Raw genomic sequence first — 14612 nt, 5'->3', positions numbered from 1 at the left:
CGCAGGTCGGCGCGCTGCGCTGACCACTGCATTCTCACTGAAGAAAATTTGATCATTTGCCGATACCTCTCTACCAGGAGCGATCTTTTAGGAGAGATATCGTGATTAAACAGATCACCGTCGACGAGCTGCGACCAGGGATGTTTATCCATAAGCTCGACGTCTGGTGGATTAAAGATAAACGCATTCACAATCAGATGCTGGTCACCGATCCACGACAGATCGCGACGCTGCGCAATGAAGGGATCCTGCGGCTCTGGATCGATCTGAATCGATCGGTGCAGCTGCCTGCCGCGTCGTCGGCGGATAAAAAACCTGTCGAGCGCACCCCCTTTTTCCAGGAGCTGGACCAGGCGCAGCAGATTTTCCAGCAGGGCAAAACGCAGGTGATGGCGATGTTCAATGAGGCGCGTCTCGGCCATCGTCTGAACCTGGCGGGCATGCTGGATTTGGTGGACGAGATCGCCGGCTCTATCCGGCGCGAACCGACCGCGCTGCTGAGCGTGGCGCGCCTCAAAAACCATGATGATTACACCTGGCTGCACTCTATGGCGGTTTGCGGGCTGATGATTACGCTGGCGCAGCAGCTCGGGCTGGATGACAAACAGGTGCGGCGCGTCGGCATGGGCGGGCTACTGCATGACGTCGGCAAGGCGGCCATACCGCTGGAAATCCTTAACAAGCCAGACAAGCTCAGCGATGAGGAGTTTGAAGTCATGCGTCAGCATCCTGTAACGGGGGCGCAGATGCTGATTGAGGCGAACGCCGACGCCGATCTGATCGATATCGCGCTGCACCACCATGAAAAGATTGACGGCAGCGGCTACCCGCACCGGCTGAAGGGAGAGGAGATTAGCCTTTACTCGCGTATAGCCGCGGTGTGCGACGTTTATGATGCGCTTACCTCGACGCGCGTCTACCGTAAGGGCTGGACGCCCGCAGAGGCGATGCACAACATGCTGAACTGGCGCGGCCATTTCGACCCGCATATTCTGCACACCTTCGTGCGCGCTATTGGCATTTATCCCGTAGGCTCGCTGGTGCGGCTGGCATCGGGGCGCGTCGCGCTGGTGGTCAAGGCGGGCGAGCAATCGCTGCTGAAACCAGTGGTGCACGCCTTCTGGTCGCTGCATGCGCAGCGTGAAGTCAGGCCGGAACGCGTCGATCTTGGCGACAGCTTCTGCACCGACAGCATTATCGGCGCAGAAGAGAGTCCGCTATGGCAAAACGCCGACCTTAATCGCGTCTGGGCGCTGGCAAGCTAAAAATCGACGCTGGCGCGCAGCACAACTTCGCGCGGCTCGCCGACCGCGACGCGCAGATTGTTGCCGCTGGACGGGTAATAGGTTTTATCGAACAGGTTATTGACGTTGACCTGCCACTTCAGGCGATAGCCGTTCAGCGGCGTTTGCCAGGCGACAAAAGCGTCCGCCACCGTGTAGTCGTCCAGATAAAAGCTGTTGGCCGCATCGCCGGGACGGCGGCCGACGTAGCGTGCGCCGACGCCAGCGCGCAGATCGTCCGCCGCCAGCAGGCCGGTGGATCCGAAGTCGTTGGTCAGGAACAGCGCGGCGGTATGGCGCGCGGTATTGCTCATGGCGTTGCCGTTATTTGCCGGATCGGCGGTGACGCGCGCGTCGGTCCAGGCGTAGCTGCCCACCAGGCTGAGCGAGTCGGTCAGCTTGCCCGCCAGATCCAGCTCGACGCCCTGCGAGCGCACCTTCCCGGCGGTGCGCGTGACGCTCTCGCCATCCACCAGCTCATCCACCATCACGTTGCGCTTCTGAATATCGAACAGCGCCAGCGTGCCGGTCACGCCATTGGGCAGATCGATCTTGCCGCCCACTTCCCAGGCTTTGCCCAGCTCCGGCGGCAGCGCGCCGATCTCGGTGGCGATAGAGGAGTTGGGCTTAAAGGATTCGGTGTAGCTGGCGTAAAGGCTCGACCAGCCGTTGAGGTTATAAACCACGCCCGCGCGCGGCACCAGCCGGCTGTCGGAGCTGCGGGTACGGGCAACGAACGGACGACCTTTGCCCGCCATCACGTCGAAGCTGTCGTAGCGCAGGCCGCCCAGCAGCAGCCAGTTCGGCGTCAGGCGGATGGCATCCTGCAAAAAGAGGCCGCGGCTGTCGATATTCTCGCGCTGATCGCTGTCGGCGGCGCTTACCGTAGAGCTGGATGACATCTCGTCATACACCGGTTGCCAGATAGTGAAGCGGCTGTTTTTCTTGCCGCGCAGCATATCGCCGCGGAAGGTGCGGTCAGCTTCATAGTCGAATCCCGCCAGCAGCTGATGATTGACGCGGCCCCAGTCGACGTCGCCGTTGAGCGTCAGCTGTACCATCTGCGAGCGGCTCTGCGCGTCGCCGGTGGCGTCGGCCTGACGCGTCAGCACGCCGGTATCGGCATTGAAGGCGGTGGCGCGCGCCTGATGGTCGCTGTAGGTATTGCGCGTAAAGCTGTAGTTGAGATGCGCCGTCCAGCTGTCGTTGAGGATGCGATCGGCAGCCAGCGTCAGGGTATCCTGATCGCCGCGCGTGGCGTTGAAGCGCTCGTCAAAGCGCGTTTCGCGCGGCGTGTTCACCGGCTTGCCGGTTTTGGGATTGATCACCGTGCCGCGATCGAACGGCACCAGGTACGCCATATGTTCCCAGGCGACGCGCAGGGTGGTGCTCTCGCCGAACCACATCAGCGACGGCGCAACCACCGTCTGGCGCGTGCGGCCAAAATTACGCCAGTAGTCGGTCTCGTCGTGATCGACGATCAGCCGTCCGGCAAAGCCGCTGGTGCCGAGCGGGCCGGTGACGTCGAGCTGTCCGCCGCCGCCGCCGAAGCTGCTGTAGCGGCCCTCCAGATGCGCCTGCGGCGTCAGCAGCGGCTTCTTGCTGATGACGTTGACCAGGCCGCCCGGCTCGTTCATGCCATAGAGCATGGAAGAGGGGCCTTTCAGCACCTCGACGCGCTCGCTGGTGGGGGTGAAGTTGCGCGCCTGAATCGAGCGCACGCCGTCGCGCAGAATAGAGCCGTCGCGGTTATCGCCGAAGCCGCGCTTGATCAGCGCATCCTGCGTGCCGCCCAGCGTATTGGCCTGGGTGATGCCGCTGACAAATTTTACCGCGTCGTTGAGATCCTGTGCGCCGCTCTCCTGCAACACCTGCTGCTGCACCACGGTAACGTTCTGCGGGGTGTCGATAATCTTTGCTGGCGCGCGCGTGGCGGTTACGCTGCTGTGCGGCTGGTAGCCATCTTCCTGCGAGGCTGCATCCTGCGTGACCAGCAGCGTGGTTTCCTGCGCGTGCAGGCTGCCGGAGAGCAGCGCGCCGCCCAGCAGGAGAGAAGAAACGTGTTTCATGGCGGTAACTGGCTCCAGAAGGTCCCTGATAAATTCAGCGGCAGAAAGCGCTGATAAAGTTGTTCAAGCGTGTGTTGCGGATCGAGGTCGGCGAAAAGCTGCGGATAGAGCGCTTTTGCGAAGCGCTCTACCGCCACCACGTGCCACGGGCTGAGATAAAAGTTGTGCCACAGGCCGTACGCGCGGTGGTTTTTCACCGCCTCAAGCTGGCTGAGAACCGGCTGCGCGGCAAGCAGCCTTTGCAGGCTGGCGGCGGCCCGATTGGCGTCGACTTCCGGGCCGAGCTGTAGGGTCTTGTCGTTGTCTGCATCCGCCATGCCGGTCGCGATATAGACCTGCGGCGGCTGGGCCAGCGCCTGTTCAGGGTTGATCTCGCCGAACACGCCTTTTACCGCACCGGCGGCGATATTGTCGCCGCCGGCAAAGGCGAGCAGCTGGCCGAGATTGCCGTTGACCGCCGTGGTGCAGCAGGTGTCGCGGCGGCCCAGATGCAGATGCAGCATCACGCGGGTTTTTGCGCCCTGATAGCTCGCCAGCCGGGCGCGCACCTTATCCATATGCTGCTGATAGAAATCGATAAACGCCTGCGCGCGCTGCGGCTGGTCGAACACCTCGCCCAGAATTTTCAGGCTCGGCACCGTGTTGTTAAGCAGATCAACGCGCAGGTCGACATAAATGACCGGGATATTGACCTGCTGCATCAGCTGGCGGAAATGCGCCTCTTCCGCGCCGCTTTTCGCCAGGCGCGGCAGGATAATCAGATCGGGCCTGAGCTTCAGCACCTGTTCGGGATTGAGGTCGCGCAGCGCGCCGGTGCCGAGCTGCGGCACCGCCTTGATCGCCGGGAAGGCGGTGGTGAACTGGTGCCAGCTTTGCGGATCGTACTTCGCCATATCCGCCGGCCAGCCTGCGATGCGCGCCGCCGGGTTGCCGGGCACGATCAGCGCCAGGGTATAGAGCATGCGGCTTTCGCCCAGGATGATGCGCTGGGGACGATCGGGCAGGGTCACGCGCTGGCCGGTGATATCGACGATCGATTTGGCAACGGCGCCGCCGCTGCACAGCAGCAGCATCAGAGAAAAAAGAAAACGCATTACAATGATTTCGTCAGGAAATCGAAATGATAATGAATCTCAGTCGTCTTCACAATGGCGACGGGACCATTGCGATGCGCCGCCGGATTTTTATAACTAAAAAAGGCGGCAGCGCCCGGTCATCTGCCTGTTTTTCAGCCATTTTTATAACTTTTTTACGCCCGCTATACGCAATTTAACCGCTTCTTTATACCGATGCGCGCAGGCTAACGCGAAACCCTGATCCCTCTGGAGGTCGCTGTGAGCGTGGGCGTGATAACCGGCATCGTGCTGGTGTTTTTGTTACTGGGCTACCTGATCTATGCCCTGCTAAATGCGGAGGCGTTCTGATGGCCGCCAATGCGTTTTTACTGATTGCCGTCTTTCTCGCGGCGTTAATGGCGCTGGCGCAGCCGCTGGGACGCGGGCTGGCCGCGCTGATCGCCGATAAGCCGGTGCTGCCGCGCGTCGAGCGTCCGCTCTGGCGTCTGCTCGGCGCAGAGGCGCCGACCATGCGCTGGCCGCATTACCTGCTGGCGATCCTGCTGTTTAACCTGCTCGGCCTGCTGCTGCTGACGGCGATACTGCTGCTGCAGGATCGGCTGCCGCTCAATCCGCAGCAGCTGCCCGCGCTGAGCTGGCATCTGGCGCTCAATACCGCGGTGAGCTTTGTCACCAATACCAACTGGCAGTCCTACGCCGGGGAGAGCACCCTGAGCTACTTCAGCCAGATGGTCGGCCTGACGGTGCAGAACTTCGTGTCGGCGGCGACCGGCATCGCGGTGGCGTTCGCGCTTATCCGCGGCTTCGCCAGCCGCGCCACCGATTCGCTCGGCAACGCGTGGCGCGATCTGACGCGCATTACGCTCTACGTGCTGCTGCCGATCAGCCTGCTGATGGCGCTGCTGTTCGTCAGCCAGGGCAGCCTTCAGAACTTCCTGCCGTACCATACCGTCACCACGCTGGAAGGGGCGCAGCAGACGCTGGCGATGGGGCCGGTGGCGTCGCAGGAGGCGATCAAGATGCTGGGCACCAACGGCGGCGGCTTCTTCAACGTCAACTCGGCGCATCCGTTTGAGAACCCCAACGCGCTGACCAACTTCGTGCAGATGCTGGCGATATTTCTCATCCCCACGGCGCTCTGTTTCGCCTTCGGCTATGCGGTGCGCGACCGTCGTCAGGGCCATATGCTGCTCTGGGCGATGTCGCTGATGTTCGTCGTCGCGGTGGTGGCGGTGATGTGGGCGGAAACACAGGGCAATCCGCACCTGCTGGCGCTTGGCGCCGACAGCGCCCTCAACATGGAAGGCAAGGAGACGCGCTTCGGCATTCTTAACTCCAGCCTGTTTGCGGTGATCACCACTGCGGCGTCGTGCGGCGCGGTGAATGCGATGCACGACTCTTTCACCGCGCTGGGCGGCATGGTGCCGATGTGGCTGATGCAGCTGGGCGAAGTGGTGTTCGGCGGCGTCGGCGCGGGCCTCTACGGCATGCTGCTCTTCGTGGTGCTGGCGGTGTTTATCGCGGGCCTGATGATCGGCCGCACGCCGGAATACCTCGGCAAAAAGGTCGACGTGCGCGAAATGAAGATGACCGCGCTGGCGATTCTGGTGACGCCGACGCTGGTGCTGCTCGGCACCGCGCTGGCGATGATGACCGACGCGGGCCGCGCAGGCATGGCGAATCCCGGCATTCACGGCTTTAGCGAGGTGCTCTATGCCGTCTCGTCCGCCGCCAATAACAACGGCAGCGCCTTTGCGGGGCTGAGCGCCAACACGCCGTTCTGGAACCTGCTGCTGGCGTTCTGCATGCTGGTCGGCCGCTTCGGCATCATCATTCCGGTGATGGCGCTGGCGGGCAGCATGGCGGTGAAAAAGGCGCAGCCGGTGGGCAACGGCACGCTGCCGACGCACGGCCCGCTGTTTATCGCGCTGCTGATCGGCGCGGTGCTGCTGGTGGGCGCACTGACCTTTATTCCCGCTCTGGCGCTGGGTCCCGTCGCCGAGCATCTGCAACTTCTTCAGGGTACGCACTCATGAGTCGTCAAGAACAGGCGCTGAACGGCGCACTGATGCGCGTCGCGCTGGCCGACGCGCTGAAAAAGCTGGATCCGCGCGTGCAGTTCCGCAATCCGGTGATGTTCGTGGTCTGGCTCGGCAGCCTGCTGACTACGCTGCTGGCGCTGGGCATGGCGGGCGGCTGGCTCGACGGCCGCGCCAGCTTTACCGGCGCCATCGCCCTCTGGCTCTGGTTCACCGTGCTGTTTGCCAACTTCGCCGAAGCACTGGCGGAAGGGCGCAGCAAGGCGCAGGCGAGCAGCCTGAAAGGGGTCAAAAAAACCAGCTTTGCGAAAAAGCTGTCTGAGCCGCACCATGGCGGCCAGTGGCAGCAGGTTTCGGCCGATAGCCTGCGCAAAGGGGATATCGTGCTGGCGGAGGCGGGCGATATCATCCCTTGCGACGGCGAAGTGCTGGAGGGCGGCGCCTCGGTGGACGAGAGCGCCATCACCGGCGAATCCGCGCCGGTGATCCGCGAGTCGGGCGGCGATTTCGCCTCGGTCACCGGCGGCACGCGCATTCTCTCCGACTGGCTGGTGATCCAGTGCAGCGTCAATCCTGGCGAGACCTTTCTTGACCGCATGATCGCCATGGTGGAAGGGGCGAAGCGGCGGAAAACGCCCAACGAGATCGCGCTGACCATTCTGCTGGTGTCGCTGACCATCGTGTTTCTGCTGGCGACCGTCACGCTCTGGCCCTTCTCGGCGTGGGGCGGCGCGCCGGTCAGCGTCACGGTGCTGGTGGCGCTGCTGGTCTGTTTAATCCCGACCACCATCGGCGGCCTGCTCTCCGCCATCGGCGTGGCGGGCATGAGCCGCATGCTGGGCGCTAATGTCATCGCCACCAGCGGACGCGCGGTCGAGGCGGCGGGCGACGTCGACGTGCTGATGCTGGACAAGACCGGCACCATTACGCTTGGCAACCGCCAGGCGACGCAGTTTCTGCCCGCGCCGGGCGTTAGCGAAGAGCAGCTGGCCGACGCGGCGCAGCTCGCCTCGCTGGCGGATGAGACGCCCGAGGGGCGCAGCATCGTGGTGCTGGCGAAACAGCGCTTTAACCTGCGCGAGCGCGACCTTAACAGCCTGGGCGCGAGCTTTATTCCCTTCTCGGCGCAGACGCGCATGAGCGGCGTCAACGTGCAGGACCGGCTGATCCGCAAAGGCGCGGTGGACGCGGTGAAACGCCATATCGAAGCCAACAGCGGCCGCTTCCCGGCGGAGGTTAACGCGCTGGTGGAAGAGGTGGCGCGGGCGGGCGGCACGCCGCTGGTGGTGTCGGAAGGGGCGAAGGTGCTGGGCGTGGTGGCGCTCAAGGACATTGTGAAGGGCGGTATCAAAGAGCGCTTCGCCGAGCTGCGCAAGATGGGCATTAAAACCGTAATGATCACCGGCGACAACCCGCTGACCGCGGCGGCGATCGCGGCGGAAGCGGGCGTCGACGACTTTCTTTCGGAAGCGACGCCGGAAGCGAAGCTGGCGCTGATCCGCCAGTATCAGGCGGAAGGCCGGCTGGTGGCGATGACCGGCGACGGCACCAACGACGCCCCGGCGCTGGCGCAGGCTGACGTGGCGGTGGCGATGAACTCCGGCACCCAGGCGGCGAAAGAGGCGGGCAACATGGTGGATCTCGACTCCAACCCCACCAAGCTGCTGGAGGTGGTGCATATCGGCAAGCAGATGCTGATGACGCGCGGCTCGCTCACCACCTTCAGCATCGCCAACGACGTCGCCAAATATTTCGCCATTATTCCGGCCGCCTTCGCGGCGACCTACCCGCAGCTCAACCTGTTGAACGTCATGCATCTGCATTCGCCAGCGTCGGCAATTCTTTCGGCGGTGATTTTTAACGCGCTGGTGATCGTCTTCCTGATCCCGCTGGCGCTGAAGGGCGTGAGCTACCGGCCGCTGAGCGCCGCGGCGCTGCTGCGCCGCAACCTGCTGATCTACGGCCTGGGCGGGCTGCTGGTGCCCTTTATCGGCATTAAAGCCATCGACCTGCTGCTGGTGCTGCTGGGTCTGGCGTAAGGAGAAAAAAATGAGTCAGTTACGTCCGGCAATGTTAGTTTTACTGCTGCTCACCCTGATCACCGGCGTGGGGTATCCTTTACTTACTACCGGCCTGGCCCAGTGGCTTTTTCCGGTCCAGGCCAACGGCTCGCTGATCGAAGAGCGCGGTTCGGCGCTGATCGGCCAGAACTTTACCCGACCCGGCTATTTCTGGGGGCGGCCGTCGGCGACCGGCGACGCGCCCTATAATCCGCTGGCGTCGAGCGGCAGCAACCTGGCGGCAAGCAATCCGGCGCTGGACAAGGCGGTGGCGGAACGCGTCGCCGCGCTGCGTGCCGCCAATCCGCTCTCGCCGCAGGCGGTGCCGGTCGATTTGGTGACCGCCTCGGCCAGCGGCCTGGATCCGGCGATATCGCCCGCCGCCGCGCACTGGCAGGCGCCGCGCGTCGCCACCGCGCGTCAGCTGCCGCTGAAAGCGGTCGAGGAGTTAATCGATGCCAACACGGAGCGGCCGCTGCTCGCCTTTAGCGGCGATCCCACCGTCAACGTGCTGCGGCTTAACCTGGCGCTGGATGCGCTGACGCAACCCTGAAGGACGTAATGAACGACGAACGCGAACGCCCCGATCCCGACGCGCTGCTGTTGCAGCAGGCCGACAGCCATCGCGGCAAGCTGAAAATCTACTTCGGCGCCTGCGCGGGCGTAGGCAAAACCTACGCCATGCTGCAGGAGGCGCAGCGGCTGCGCGCGCAGGGGCTCGACGTGCTGATCGGCGTGGTAGAGACGCACGGTCGGGAAGAGACCGCCAGCCTGCTGCGCGGGCTGGCGCTGCTGCCGCGGCGCGCCACCGGCCGCTCGCGTCATGCCGAGTTCGACCTTGACGCGGCGCTGGCGCGCCATCCGGCGGTGATCCTGATGGACGAGCTGGCGCACACCAACGTGCAGGGATCGCGCCACCCCAAGCGCTGGCAGGATATTGACGAGCTGCTGGACGCGGGCATTGACGTGATCACCACCGTCAACGTGCAGCACCTTGAAAGCCTTAACGACGTCGTGGGCGGCATCACCGGCATTCGCGTGCGCGAAACCGTTCCCGATCCCTTTTTCGACAGCGCCGATGAGGTGGTGCTGGTGGATCTGCCGCCGGACGATCTGCGCCAGCGCCTGAAGGAGGGCAAGGTTTACGTCGGCGATCGCGCCGAGCGCGCTATCGAAAACTTCTTTCGCAAAGGCAACCTGTTCGCCCTGCGCGAGCTGGCGCTGCGGCGCACTGCCGACCGCGTGGACGATCAGATGCGCGCCTGGCGCGACCAGCAGGGCCGCGACCGCGTCTGGCACACGCGCGACGCCATTCTGCTCTGCATCGGCGACGACTCCGGCAGCGAAAAGCTGGTGCGCACCGCCGCGCGGCTGGCGGCGCGGCTCGGCAGCGAGTGGCACGCGGTCTATGTGGAGACGCCGCGCCTGAACCGGCTGCCGGAAGCGCGGCGGCGCGCCATTCTGAAAACCCTGCAGCTGGCGCAGGAGCTGGGCGCCGAAACCGCCACGCTCTCCGATCCCGACGAGGCGCAGGCGGTGCTGCGCTACGCGCGCGAACATAACCTGGGCAAAATCGTCACCGGCCGTCGCCCGCTGCGGCGCTGGCATCGCGACAGCTTCGCCACGCGCCTCGGCAAGCTGGGGCCGGATCTCGATCTGCTGGTGGTGGCGCTCGACGAGCCTGCCGCCGAGGCCTCGACGTTAGCGGACGCGCGCGTCGGCGGCGACCGCTGGCGCCTGCCGCTGCGCGGCGTGCTGATGGCGCTGCTGCTCTGTATTATCGTGACCGCCGGCGGGCGCTGGCTGCTGGCCGGTTTCGATACCGCCAACGGCGTGATGATCTACCTGCTGGCGGTGGTGATTATCGCGCTGCGCTACGGGCGCTGGCCGTCGGTGATCGCCACGGTGATGAATATTCTCGCCTTTGACCTTTTTTTCGTCGCGCCGACCGGCACGGTGGCGGTCTCCGATTTGCAGTATCTGGTGACCTTCGCGGTGATGCTGGCGGTGGGGGTGATTGTCGGCAACCTGACCGCTGGCGTGCGCTATCAGGCGCGCGTGGCGCGCTACCGCGAGCAGCGCGCGCGTCACCTCTACGAGATGGCGAAGTCGCTGGGCAGCGCGCTGACGCCTGAAGATATCGCCGCTACCGCGCAGCGCGTTATCGAGGTCACGCTGCAGGCGCGCAGCCTGCTGCTGCTGCCGGACGAGCAGGGCGAGCTGGTGGCGACGGGGGCGGCGACGCCGGGCAGCGAGCCGGACCGCGCCATCGCCAAATGGAGCTACAGCAAAGGCCAGCCCGCCGGCGCGGGCACCGATACGCTGCCTGCCGTGCCGTACCAGATCCTGCCGCTAAAGAGCGGCGCGCACTGCCGCGGGCTGCTGGTGGTGGAGCCGCAGAACCTGCGCCAGCTGATGATCCCGGAGCAGCAGCGGCTGGTGGAGACCTTTACCGTGCTGATTGCCAACGCGCTGGAGCGCATGGCGCTGTCGCAGAGTGAGGCGGCGTCGCGGCTGTCGGCGGAGCGCGAGCAGCTGCGCAACGCGCTGCTTTCTGCCCTGTCGCACGACCTGCGCACGCCCCTGACCGTGCTGTTTGGCCAGGCGGAGATGCTGATGCTGGACCTGGCCAGCGAAGAGTCGAAGTATGTCACGCAGGCGAACCAGATCCGCGAGCAGACGCTGAGCACCATCCGGCTGGTAAGCAATATGCTCGATATGGCGCGCATCCAGTCGGGCGGACTGAACCTGCGCGAAGAGTGGCTGGCGCTGGATGAAGTGATCGGCGGCGCGCTGAGCAGCATGGCGCCGTCGCTGCAAGGGCACGGCGTCACGCTCGACCTGCCGTCGGAGCTGGTGCTGATCAAAGGCGACAGCGCGCTGCTGGAGCGCGTGCTGACCAACCTGATCGAGAACAGCCTGAAATACGCGGGCAACGGCGCGCAGCGCGGCATTCGCGCCTGGCGCGACGGCGAGCGGCTGGAGATGGCGGTATGGGACAACGGGCCGGGCATCGCCGACAAAGACCTGACGCGTATCTTCGACAAGTTCGCGCGCGGCGATAAAGAGTCGTCGGTGCCGGGCGTCGGGCTGGGGCTGGCAATTTGTAAAACCATCGTCGAAAGCCACGGCGGACGCATCTGGGCGGAGAACCGCAGCGAGGGCGGCGTGGCTTTTCGCCTCTCGTTGCCGCTGCCGCCCGCGCCTGAAATTTCTGAAGAGGCGCTGAAATAACTTCACAGAGGATGGGTTATACTGCCTCACCTGTCTGATTACCTGTGGGAAATTATGGAACGTTTTACCGAAAACCTGATGTATGCGTCGCGCTGGCTGCTGGCTCCGGTTTACATTGGACTTTCGCTGGGGTTACTGGCGCTGACGATTAAATTCTTCGAAGAAATTTTTCACCTGCTGCCCAATATTCTCAGCATTGCGGAAAACGATCTGATCCTCCTGCTGCTGTCGCTGGTCGATATGACGCTGGTGGGCGGCCTGCTGGTGATGGTGATGCTCTCGGGCTATGAGAACTTCGTCTCTAAGCTCGATATCGACGACCATAAAGAGAAGCTGAGCTGGCTCGGCAAGATGGATTCCGGCTCGCTGAAAAACAAAGTCGCGGCCTCGATTGTCGCCATCTCCTCAATCCACCTGCTGCGCGTGTTTATGGAAGCGCGCAACGTGCCGAACGACAAGCTGATGTGGTATGTGATCATCCATCTGACTTTTGTGCTGTCGGCCTTTGTGATGGGCTGGCTGGACAATATGTCGAAAAGCGAGAAAAAGTATTCGTCATCCAGCCTGGAGTGACGTCGCCTCTGAAGGCTAAAATTTCCCGGCTGGCCGCGTGCCGGTCAGTCGGGGCATCACTTCCCGCACCATCTCGAAAAACTTCTGCAATCGCGCCGGGTAGTAGCTCGCCCAGGGATAGGTCAGCCAGACCGGCAGCGGCGGCGCCTGCCACTCAGGCGTGAGCTGCACCAGCTCGCCGCGCGCCAAATCCTCCTGCACCACCCACGACGACATAATCGCCGCGCCCATGCCCATCAATGCCGCTTTGCGCACCGCGTAGAGGCTGTCGCTGCTCAGGCGTGGCGCAATGGCCATATTGACCGGCTGGCCGTCTTCAAGCCGCTGTAACGCAATCTCATTGCGGTAAAAGCTGGTCAGCGCCAGCCAGGGCAGCGTCGCCAGCTGCGCCACGGTGTCAACCGGCGCGTGCCGCGCCAGCAAATCCGGCGAGGCCACCACGATGCGCGGCACTTCCGCCAGTAAAATCGCCACGATAGCGGGATCGCTCAGCGCGCCGACCTGAATCGCGCAGTCGACATTCTCGGCGATAAAGTCGGGCGTGCGATCGTTGAGCATCCACTCGACGTTGAGGCGCGGGTAGCGCATCAGGTATTCCACCAGCGGTGCGACCAGCTGATCCTGGCCAAAGGCGTGCGGCGCGCGCACCCGCAGCGTGCCGACCGGCTCGTCGTTGGCGTGGGTCAGCTCATCCTCCAGCGCGTGCCAGGTCGCCAGCAGCTGGCGCGCATGGGCGTAGCAGCGCTCGCCGTCGTCGGTCAGCTTGAGCGCGTGGGTGGTGCGCATGATCAGCTTTAGCCCAAGCCGCTGCTCCAGCGCCTGCAGCCGACGGCTGATGGTGGGCTGCGTCGTGTTGAGCTGCGCGGCCGCTGCCGACAGGCTGCCGCTCTCCACGATGCGGATAAACGTCTGCATCAGTTCGATGCGATCGGGACTGGATAGGGTGTTCATACGTACCACGCATAACAGTTTTGTCTTTTACCAGTCTACCGCGTATGGCGGCATTCCGCTTTACTAAGCGCCATACCCCCGTGGAGAAGATGATCATGTCAGCAATAAATAGCGTTGTGGCCAGCCCGGCCGAAAGGTTGCCCGGTCCCCTGGTCTTTACCCTTGCCGCAGGCGCAGGGTTGAGCGTGGCCTCGATTTACTACAGCCAGCCGATGCTGGATATCATCGGCAAACAGTTTAACGTCGGCGTCGGCGCGGTCGGTATGGTGCCGATGCTGACGCAGATGGGCTATGCGCTGGGCATTCTGCTGCTGGCGCCGCTGGGCGACCGTCACGATCGCCGCGCCATTATCCTGATTAAGGGGCTGCTGCTGGTCGCGGCGCTGCTGCTGTGTGGCTTCTCCGGCGGCCTGAATGCGCTGCTGATCGCCAGCTTCGCCACCGGCCTAACGGCGACGGTGGCGCAGGATATCGTGCCCGCCTCCGCCACGCTGGCGCCCGAGCGCAGCCGCGGCAAAACGGTTGGCACGGTGATGACCGGCCTGCTGGTGGGCATTCTGCTGTCGCGGGTGGTGAGCGGCGTGGTGGCGGAGTATTTCGGCTGGCGCGCTATGTACTGGCTGGCGGCGGCAATGGTGTTGTTCATCAGCCTGGCGCTGTGGCGCGCGCTGCCGCGCTTTACGCCTGGCACCTCGGTCAGCTACCCGCGTCTGCTGCTGTCGCTGGCGCATCTCTGGCAGCATCATCAGACGCTGCGCCGTGCGGCGCTGGCGCAGGGACTCTTGTCGGTCGGCTTTAGCGCCTTCTGGTCGACGCTGGCGCTGATGCTCAGCGACCGCTTCCACCTCGACAGCGCGGTGGCTGGCGCCTTCGGCCTGGCAGGCGCGGCAGGCGCAATGGCCGCGCCGCTGGCGGGCAGCATCGCCGACCGTATCGGACCGGCACGCGTCACCATCGTCGGCGCTGGACTGGTCACCGTCTCCTTCGCGCTGATGTTCCTGCTGCCTGCGCTGCCGATCCCTGCCCAGCTGGCGCTGATTGTGCTCAGCACCATCGGCTTTGACTTAGGCGTGCAGGCCACGCTGGTGGCGCACCAGACGCTGGTTTATAGCCTGGCGCCGGAAGCGCGCAGTCGCCTTAACGCGCTGCTGTTTACCGTGGTGTTTATCGGCATGGCGACCGGCGCCGCGCTGGGCAGTCTGGCGCTGGCGCGCTGGGGCTGGAACGGCGTCGTGACCCTCGCCACGCTGGCTGGCGCCGCCAGTTTCGCGCTTCGCCTGGCGAGCCGGCACCTGAAGAACTGATCCCGCTTTTGCGCTCTTGTGCC

11 protein-coding genes are annotated in these 14612 nt (G+C 64.1%); 8 read left to right on the top strand and 3 right to left on the bottom strand.

Annotated elements, in window-relative coordinates; genetic code table 11:
• The first annotated feature begins 101 nt into the window (after positions 1-101).
• Entirely contained in the window at positions 102-1265 is a 1164-nt protein-coding gene (locus Q9R34_RS09495) for an HD-GYP domain-containing protein (RefSeq protein ID WP_485893249.1), read from the top strand.
• Here Q9R34_RS09495 and Q9R34_RS09490 read toward each other — a convergent pair.
• Together Q9R34_RS09490 and Q9R34_RS09485 are read right to left on the bottom strand one after the other, a co-directional pair.
• Positions 1262-3352, bottom strand: a complete 2091-nt coding sequence (locus Q9R34_RS09490) for a TonB-dependent siderophore receptor (RefSeq protein WP_485893247.1) — start codon at positions 3350-3352, stop codon at positions 1262-1264. The two genes, Q9R34_RS09495 and Q9R34_RS09490, sit on opposite strands and share 4 nt — an antisense overlap.
• Positions 3349-4446 (bottom strand): ABC transporter substrate-binding protein, encoded by a 1098-nt coding sequence (locus tag Q9R34_RS09485; RefSeq protein ID WP_485893245.1) that lies wholly within the window; start codon positions 4444-4446, stop codon positions 3349-3351. The genes Q9R34_RS09490 and Q9R34_RS09485 overlap by 4 nt, the downstream gene beginning before the upstream one ends.
• A 240-nt stretch (positions 4447-4686) precedes the next feature.
• Between Q9R34_RS09485 and kdpF the strand changes: the two genes are divergently transcribed.
• The 6 genes from kdpF to Q9R34_RS09455 are packed head-to-tail and all read left to right on the top strand — an operon-like array spanning position 4687 to position 12334.
• Positions 4687-4776, top strand: a complete 90-nt coding sequence (kdpF, locus tag Q9R34_RS09480) for a K(+)-transporting ATPase subunit F (protein ID WP_033753373.1) — start codon at positions 4687-4689, stop codon at positions 4774-4776.
• Positions 4776-6464, top strand: a complete 1689-nt coding sequence (gene kdpA, locus Q9R34_RS09475) for a potassium-transporting ATPase subunit KdpA (RefSeq protein ID WP_485893243.1) — start codon at positions 4776-4778, stop codon at positions 6462-6464. Before kdpF ends, kdpA begins: the two co-directional genes overlap by 1 nt.
• Entirely contained in the window at positions 6461-8506 is a 2046-nt protein-coding gene (gene kdpB / locus Q9R34_RS09470) for a potassium-transporting ATPase subunit KdpB (RefSeq protein WP_485893241.1), read from the top strand. The genes kdpA and kdpB overlap by 4 nt, the downstream gene beginning before the upstream one ends.
• Before the next feature lie 10 nt (positions 8507-8516).
• Positions 8517-9080: a potassium-transporting ATPase subunit KdpC gene (gene kdpC, locus Q9R34_RS09465; protein WP_434124747.1), complete on the top strand. Its 564-nt coding sequence runs from the start codon at positions 8517-8519 to the stop codon at positions 9078-9080.
• Between the two features lie 8 nt (positions 9081-9088).
• Positions 9089-11761 carry a two-component system sensor histidine kinase KdpD gene (gene kdpD / locus Q9R34_RS09460; RefSeq protein ID WP_485893238.1) on the top strand — a complete coding sequence of 891 codons (2673 nt, stop codon included), beginning with the start codon at positions 9089-9091 and terminating at the stop codon, positions 11759-11761.
• Positions 11762-11815: 54 nt separating this feature from the next.
• Entirely contained in the window at positions 11816-12334 is a 519-nt protein-coding gene (locus tag Q9R34_RS09455; protein WP_485893236.1) for a TIGR00645 family protein, read from the top strand.
• Positions 12335-12349: 15 nt separating this feature from the next.
• On the opposite strand, the gene Q9R34_RS09450 is transcribed toward Q9R34_RS09455, so the two are convergent.
• On the bottom strand, positions 12350-13285 hold the full coding sequence (locus Q9R34_RS09450) for a LysR family transcriptional regulator (protein ID WP_485893234.1): 936 nt from the start codon (positions 13283-13285) through the stop codon (positions 12350-12352).
• Between the two features lie 95 nt (positions 13286-13380).
• On the opposite strand from Q9R34_RS09450, the gene Q9R34_RS09445 reads away from it, so the two are divergent.
• Positions 13381-14589, top strand: coding sequence for an MFS transporter (locus tag Q9R34_RS09445; protein ID WP_485893232.1), 1209 nt, complete (start codon positions 13381-13383; stop codon positions 14587-14589).
• Positions 14590-14612 lie beyond the last annotated feature (23 nt).

It is taken from the genome of Enterobacter sp. BRE11, from assembly GCF_031844285.1.
Lineage (GTDB): Bacteria > Pseudomonadota > Gammaproteobacteria > Enterobacterales > Enterobacteriaceae > Pantoea.
Note: the sequence above shows the minus strand (reverse complement) of the source record. Positions and strands in the feature narration are given on the sequence as shown.